Source organism: Candidatus Cloacimonadota bacterium, assembly GCA_020532355.1.
Taxonomy (GTDB): Bacteria; Cloacimonadota; Cloacimonadia; order Cloacimonadales; family Cloacimonadaceae; genus UBA5456.
In genome coordinates this window covers 1-6865 of record JAJBBD010000105.1, presented here as the reverse complement: position 1 = coordinate 6865, position 6865 = coordinate 1, and the positions used below count along the sequence as shown (strand labels likewise).

General features: G+C 44.4%; 7 protein-coding genes. All 7 read left to right on the top strand.

The window, feature by feature from the left end; translation table 11 throughout:
• The coding region (locus tag LHW48_03750) for an aldehyde ferredoxin oxidoreductase (GenBank protein ID MCB5259571.1) at positions 1-1453 on the top strand (1453 nt) is incomplete at its 5' end.
• Positions 1454-1551: 98 nt separating this feature from the next.
• Positions 1552-2871: an electron transport complex subunit RsxC gene (rsxC, locus tag LHW48_03745; protein MCB5259570.1), complete on the top strand. Its 1320-nt coding sequence runs from the start codon at positions 1552-1554 to the stop codon at positions 2869-2871.
• A 2-nt stretch (positions 2872-2873) separates the two neighbouring features.
• Complete coding sequence (locus tag LHW48_03740; GenBank protein MCB5259569.1) at positions 2874-3980, top strand: RnfABCDGE type electron transport complex subunit D; 1107 nt, start codon at positions 2874-2876, stop codon at positions 3978-3980.
• Entirely contained in the window at positions 3977-4525 is a 549-nt protein-coding gene (locus LHW48_03735; protein MCB5259568.1) for an FMN-binding protein, read from the top strand. Before LHW48_03740 ends, LHW48_03735 begins: the two co-directional genes overlap by 4 nt.
• Positions 4522-5112, top strand: coding sequence for an electron transport complex subunit E (locus LHW48_03730; GenBank protein ID MCB5259567.1), 591 nt, complete (start codon positions 4522-4524; stop codon positions 5110-5112). The genes LHW48_03735 and LHW48_03730 overlap by 4 nt, the downstream gene beginning before the upstream one ends.
• On the top strand, positions 5112-5720 hold the full coding sequence (locus LHW48_03725; GenBank protein ID MCB5259566.1) for an RnfABCDGE type electron transport complex subunit A: 609 nt from the start codon (positions 5112-5114) through the stop codon (positions 5718-5720). The genes LHW48_03730 and LHW48_03725 overlap by 1 nt, the downstream gene beginning before the upstream one ends.
• A gap of 13 nt (positions 5721-5733) precedes the next feature.
• A complete protein-coding gene (locus LHW48_03720; GenBank protein ID MCB5259565.1) occupies positions 5734-6756 on the top strand; it encodes an RnfABCDGE type electron transport complex subunit B in 1023 nt (340 codons plus the stop codon).
• The last annotated feature ends 109 nt before the right edge of the window (positions 6757-6865 follow it).

The following is a 6865-nucleotide window of genomic DNA, read 5'->3' as shown; positions in this document are numbered from 1 at the left end:
GATGAACCACGTGCATGATCGCTATAAGGATCGTTATGAGCACGATCCGCGCGTGTTAGCCGTGGGACCTGCCGCCAAGTATTCCGATATTGGGGGAATAGTGTCGGTGCCAATAAAAGATGGTAAACTTAGCCACATTGATACTTGGGCAGGAAGAGGAGGTTTAGGCTCAAAACTATATCAGCAACATGGCATTTGTGCCATAATCTACGGCGGTACTCATATCGACGAAGATTTCCGAGATCGTAAAGTGGCAGATGAGTGGTTTCGAGCACGCTATGAACAAAAGATGCTTGCCAAGGATCTGGAGTCAACCAAGAAATATAGATTTGATCCCGATGTAGATACCGGCGGCACCTTTGGAGTGAACTTCACCAATAATGCTGAAACCTTATTGGCATTTAACTATCGTAGTATATACTGGAGCCAGCAAGAACGGAAAGCATTTCACGAGAAACATATCCGAAATCACTATCTTAAACAGTTTAACAGCGAAACAATTGTACCCAAAAAGCAAAATACCTGCGGTGAACCCTGCGTGGCAGTATGCAAGAAATATGAGGGCATATACAAAAAAGACTACGAGCCCTATCAGGCTTTAGGTCCGCTTTGCGGAATATTCGATCAACGAGCAGCAGAATTAGCCTGCCATAAAGCAGATAGTCTTGGTTTCGATGCCATTTCAGTGGGAGGATTTGTAGCCTGGCTGATGGACTGTTTGGATGTCGGTAGCATCTCGCCAGAGGAATTGGGAGTGCAAACTATACCAAAATGGAGTGCAGATGGTTTCGACTCTGTTGCCGATTCTATGCATAATGCGAATTTGGTCTGTGCCTTATTAGATAATATGTTGGGAGCTACGCGCCGAATCAATTTGGACGAAGGAGCACGCAAATTTGCCCGGCGCTTATCGCGAAAGAAGGGCAAATCTATAATGGATACCTTTGTGTATAACGCTTTTGGGCGCAGAGGCTGGATGGTTCCTAATCAATATTGGACTCCCGGAGTGCTTTCCCCCATGCCGGCAATGGGCAGATATTATATGTACTACGGAAATCAGTATTTTAAACCTAGGTATTTGGGTAAAGTAAATGCGGATAGAATGAAGACCGAGATCATGTTGGACAACCTTGGTGTATGCCGCTTCCATCGAGCTTGGGCAGAAGAAATGTTGCCGATTATCATTGAAGAACTATTTGGATTAAGAAAAAAACTGGAATTATGCAATCACATAACCGCAAGACGAATAAACTGTCGTAATGCTTCGGTATTCTGGGAATCTGAACGAGATATAGATTACACACATCAAGCCTTATTAATGATGAATTGTGCCCAAAACGATGAAGATCTCAATATGTGGTTATGCCGATTTGCCGAAAATAAGAAGGCAGCAGCTTTTGATTTTTGGTATGAGATTCGAAAGGGAATAGACGAAAGTCTTAAAGAAATATAGGGTATATTGCACAAAAAAATCCTTGCCTAATCTGAGGACATCAGAAAAGTGGCAAAAAATACATATTTGGCTTTTTTCCGAAGCCTGTGGGAGAGTTAATGCAATTAAAAACCTTTCCTGGGGGTATCCACCCTCACGATCAAAAGCATTTTTCTAAAGACGCAGCCATAAGCATACTTCCCACCCCCAATAGGGTGATAATTCATCTTTCTCAGCACATCGGAGCCCCTTCTGCACCCATTGTTGAAGTGGGTGAGGTTGTACTCAAAGGACAAACTATTGCAGAAGCCACCGGCTTTGTTTCCCTTGCCCAACATGCCTCAATTAGCGGTAAGATAAGCAAAATTGGCAAATTCATGCATCCAACCGGCGTAATGTCCACCGCCATCGAGATTACTTCCGATGGCGCAAACAGAATGATTGATCTTTGCGATGATGAGAACTTCTTGGAGCTTGAACCACAAACCATGAAAGAGCGCATCGCTGCCGCAGGATTATGTGGCATGGGCGGCGCTGGATTCCCTTCCTACGTGAAGCTTTCACCGCCTGCCGATAAGCCCATTGATTTGGTTATTCTGAATGGTGTGGAATGCGAGCCATATCTCACCAGCGACTACCGTCTGATGCTGGAACGCTCCGCAGATATCCTGCACGGACTTAAACTCATAATGAAGGTTACCGGTGCCCAAAAAGGCATGATTGGTATTGAAGCCAATAAACCTGATGCCATTGCCCAGATGACTAGACTTTGCGCCAAAGAGAAGAACCTTGAAGTAGTAGCACTCAAAATGCAATATCCACAGGGAGCTGAGAAGCAATTGATCTTTGCCGCATCTGGAAGAAAAGTGCCAGCCGGGGGACTGCCGATGGCAGTGGGTGTGGTTGTACAAAACGTGGGGACTGCTGTAGCAATATATGAAGCCGTACGCTATCAGAAACCCCTGATCGAACGCATAATTAGCGTTACCGGCTCTGTTGTGAAACAACCCAAAAACATACTTGCTCCCATTGGCACTTTATATAGTGAATTAGTGGAATTCTGCTCTGGCACCACAGAGGAAATTGGTAAGGCTATTTCCGGTGGACCGATGATGGGCTTTGCTTTGCCCTCGTTGGATGCAGCCATAACTAAGGGCAGTAGCGGATTAGTACTGCTCAATACTACGGAAGCCAAATCTGCGGCCGAACATACTTGCCTACGGTGTGCCCGTTGTGTGGATGTCTGCCCCATGAATTTGATGCCTTCAATGATAGCTAATGCCGTAAAGTATAAAGATCTGGATATGGCAGTGAAAGCCGGATTGAACGATTGCATCAAATGTGGAAGCTGCGCTTATGTATGCCCAGCTCAGATACGTTTAGTACAGTGGATCGATACCGGCAAGATTCGCTATGCGGAAGCACAAAGGAATAAGTGATTATGAATAGCAACAATAAACTGATAGTCTCCCCCGCTCCCCACGTGCACGATAGAACTACCGTAAAGAATGTGATGTGGAATGTTGTATTAGCTCTTGTTCCAGCTTTAATATTTGCAACCTATTATTGGGGAATCCGAGCTTTAATGCTTTCTCTAACCGGTGCCATTACTGCAGTTGTTTGTGAAGCAGCCGTTCAGAAACTACGCAAAGTGCCTATTTCAGTTCATGATGGCTCTGCCTTTCTTACTGGTTTGCTCCTCGCTTTCAACATCCACGCCGGTGCCCCAATTTGGCTACCCATAGTAGGCGCAGCTTTTGCCATTATCGTTGGCAAACAAGTTTTTGGGGGCTTGGGTAATAATCCTGTAAACCCCGCTCTTTTAGGACGTGCCTTCCTCCTAGCAAGCTGGCCTACGCAAATGACTGCCGGTTGGGTAGCGGCAAAAAACTCCGCTATGAGTGGTATCAACAACCTTACCAGTATTGCCAACAACCTCAGCGAGCTTTCTCCCAAAGCCTATGAACTGGTTACTTCTGCCACCCCTCTAAATGTTGCCAAAACCTTACGCGACACCAGTTTTGTATCCGAAATAAACGCTCAAGCCGGTGGCATTGATTTAGGTGCCAGAATATTCGGTAGCCTTACTGAGATTGAAACCCTCAAAAGCTTGTTTTGGGGAAATATCGGCGGATGTATTGGAGAAGTATCTGCGTTTGCCTTATTGCTTGGAGCAGTATATTTGCTTTACAAGAATATCATCGAATGGCGCATTCCGTTATATTATATTGGCACTGTTTTTGTGCTAAGTTTCATCTTTGGCGGTATTCCCGGCACTAGCACTTCGGTAATGCTACCCTTTTTCCATATCTTCTCCGGTGGCTTAATGTTGGGAGCTTTCTTTATGGCAACCGATTATACTACCACACCCATCACCAAGAGCGGTAGAATAATCTTTGGTATAGGCTGTGGACTTCTAACCGTTGTAATTCGCATGGTAGGTGGTTATCCTGAAGGAGTAAGTTACAGCATTTTATTTATGAATGTTTTTACTCCGCTTATTGATATGCTTACCATGCCAAAAGCTTTTGGGAAGGTGAAAAAATGAAGTACTATATCAAGCTCTCACTCATCTTACTGATCTTCTGTGCTGTTGCCAGTGGCATTCTTGCCTATATAAATACACTTACAGCCCCGGTTATTGCCCAACGCAAAGCCAAAGAAGAAATTGCTACTCGTGAAGCCTTAATCCCGAATGCTAACTTTACACAGGCTCAAACAGCAGATGGAGCATCTTACTTTGTGGCTTCCAATCCTGAAACTCAAGAGATATTGGGCTATACTTTTATCGCCGCCGAGATTGGCTATTCCAGCACTGTGCAGACCATGGTGGGAGTAGATAAGGATTTTAAAGTCTTGGGCATAAAGATAATTGATCAGGCAGAAACTCCGGGATTAGGAGCAAATTGCACAAACGATAATTTCACCAGCCAATATGCCGGTATGACCATAGAAAATCTTTATGTGGATAAGGATGGCGGTGCAGTGATTGCTCTTTCTGGTGCCACAATTACTTCGCGCTGTATAACAAATTCCATACGCAATAGAATTCAAGCCGTTAAATCCGATATTAGCGCCGGAGGTATCCAATGAGTTTTGTAAAAGAACTGAGTAAAGGAATTATTAAGGATAACCCCATCTTTATTTTGGTGTTGGGGATGTGTCCAACTTTAGCAGTGACCACATCGGTAATCAACGCCTTGGGAATGGGATTTGCCGCTACATTTGTACTGCTATGTTCAAACATCATCATCTCACTTATCAAAAACATAACTCCCTCCAAAATCAGGATCCCCGTATATATTGTTGTTATTGCCTCTTTTGTATCTATTGTCGATATGGTAATGGCAGCATACTTACCTGGTTTGCACAAAAGCTTGGGGCTATTTATCCCACTGATTGTGGTAAACTGCATCATCTTGGGCAGAGCCGAAGCTTTTGCCAGCAAAAACAACGTCTTGCTCAGCATCGCAGATGCCATTGGAATGGGTCTCGGCTTCACATTGTCGCTAAGTGTAATTGCCACCATCCGCGAGATTCTAGGAGCTGGAACTTGGTTGGGAATAAAGATTACTCCGCTTACTTATGACCCCATGCTGGTCGCCATCCTTGCCCCCGGAGCCTTCATCACTCTTGGTTTTTTGATGGCTTTGATGAATATGCTTAAGGAGAAGAAATAATGGGATATCTTGGTGAACTCTTCGTGATGGCAATGACTGCCATCTTCATCCAAAATTTCGTACTCTCGCGTTTCTTGGGTTTATGTCCATATCTGGGAGTTTCCAAAAAGTTGGATTCTGCTCTGGGCATGGGGATGGCAGTAATCTTTGTGATGACCCTTGCCAGTGCCATTACATTCCTAATCAATAAATATCTGTTGCTTCATTTCGGATTAATGTATCTGCAAACAATAGCCTTCATTCTTACCATTGCAGCCTTAGTGCAATTTGTGGAAATGGTGATCCAAAAAAACGCCCCAGCTCTATATAAATCTTTGGGCGTATTTTTACCTCTTATCACTACCAATTGCGCTGTTCTGGGCGTAGCTATTTTGAACACCACTGCTTTTAGAAGCGATGGAACAACTGCTTACAACTTTTTAGATAGTGTGTTAAATGGATTTTTTAGCGGAGTAGGATTTACAGTAGTACTACTTGCTATGGCTGGCTTGAGGATGCGCCTGGAGAAAGCAGATTTACCAAAAAGCATGCAAGGCATGCCCATTGCTTTGATCCTCGCAGGAATTATGGCTCTGGCTTTCTACGGCTTTATGGGCTTCAAAATCTAAGGGAGATATGCAGATGACTTTTATTCTTCTAGAATCCGTCTCTATGCTTAACACAATCGGAATCCCGGTATTAATCATTGGTGCTTTAGGATTAATCTTCGGCTTGATCTTAGCCATTGCCTCGAAAGTGTTTGAAGTAAAAATAGATCCCCGCGTAGAGGCAATAATGGAAGCTCTTCCCGGAGCTAACTGTGGGGCGTGCGGAGCAGCAGGATGTGCTGGATATGCCGAACGCATCGTAAATGAAGGCGAAGCCATAAACAAATGTGCCCCTGGAGGCGCAGCAGTTGCCGCTCAGATCGCCAGAATCATGGGAAAAGATGCCGGCGCTATGCAACAAAAAGTTGCCGTGATCCACTGCTCCAGCGGCGGACATAACAACACTAAATGGAAATATAACTACGATGGTGTGGAATCCTGCAAAGCTGCAGTAAACATTGCCGGCGGTCCCAATAGTTGTTCTTGGGGATGCATGGGCTTAAACGACTGTCAGAAAGCTTGCCAATTTGACGCTATTTCTGTGGACGCCAATGGTATGCGAGTTATAGATTTCAATAAATGTACCGGCTGTGGCGCTTGTGTGAGAGCCTGCCCCCGAAATCTCATCATGCTTGTGCCCATCAACCGTAATGTATACATCAAATGCTCCTCCAAAGAAAAAGGACCAGATGCCAAAGCTGTCTGCGGCAGTACGCATCCCTGCATCGGTTGTGGAATTTGTGCCAAAAAATGCCCCGTTCAAGCCATTACTGTGGAAAACAATTTAGCTCGAATCGATTATGATAAATGTATCAATTGCGGTATCTGCGCCACTGTATGCCCTACCAAGGCAATTGAAGATCTATTGGCGGGCATGCGTAAGAAAGCGGAGATAAATCCCGAGCTCTGCATTGGGTGCACTATCTGCGCTAAAGTATGCCCCGTTCAAGCCATTAAGGGCGAGATTAAGAAAATTCACGAAGTAGATAAAGATAAGTGTATCGGATGCGAGCAATGCGTGGCAAAATGCCCCAAAAAAGCAATTGAAATGATATAAACTAACTCATTAGTAATTATAGGCGTTCACATGAGCGCCTTTTTTACTGCTCCAATTTCTTTATTCTATCCTTCTTGCTAAGAGTTAGATTCTCTATTAAGCATTTATC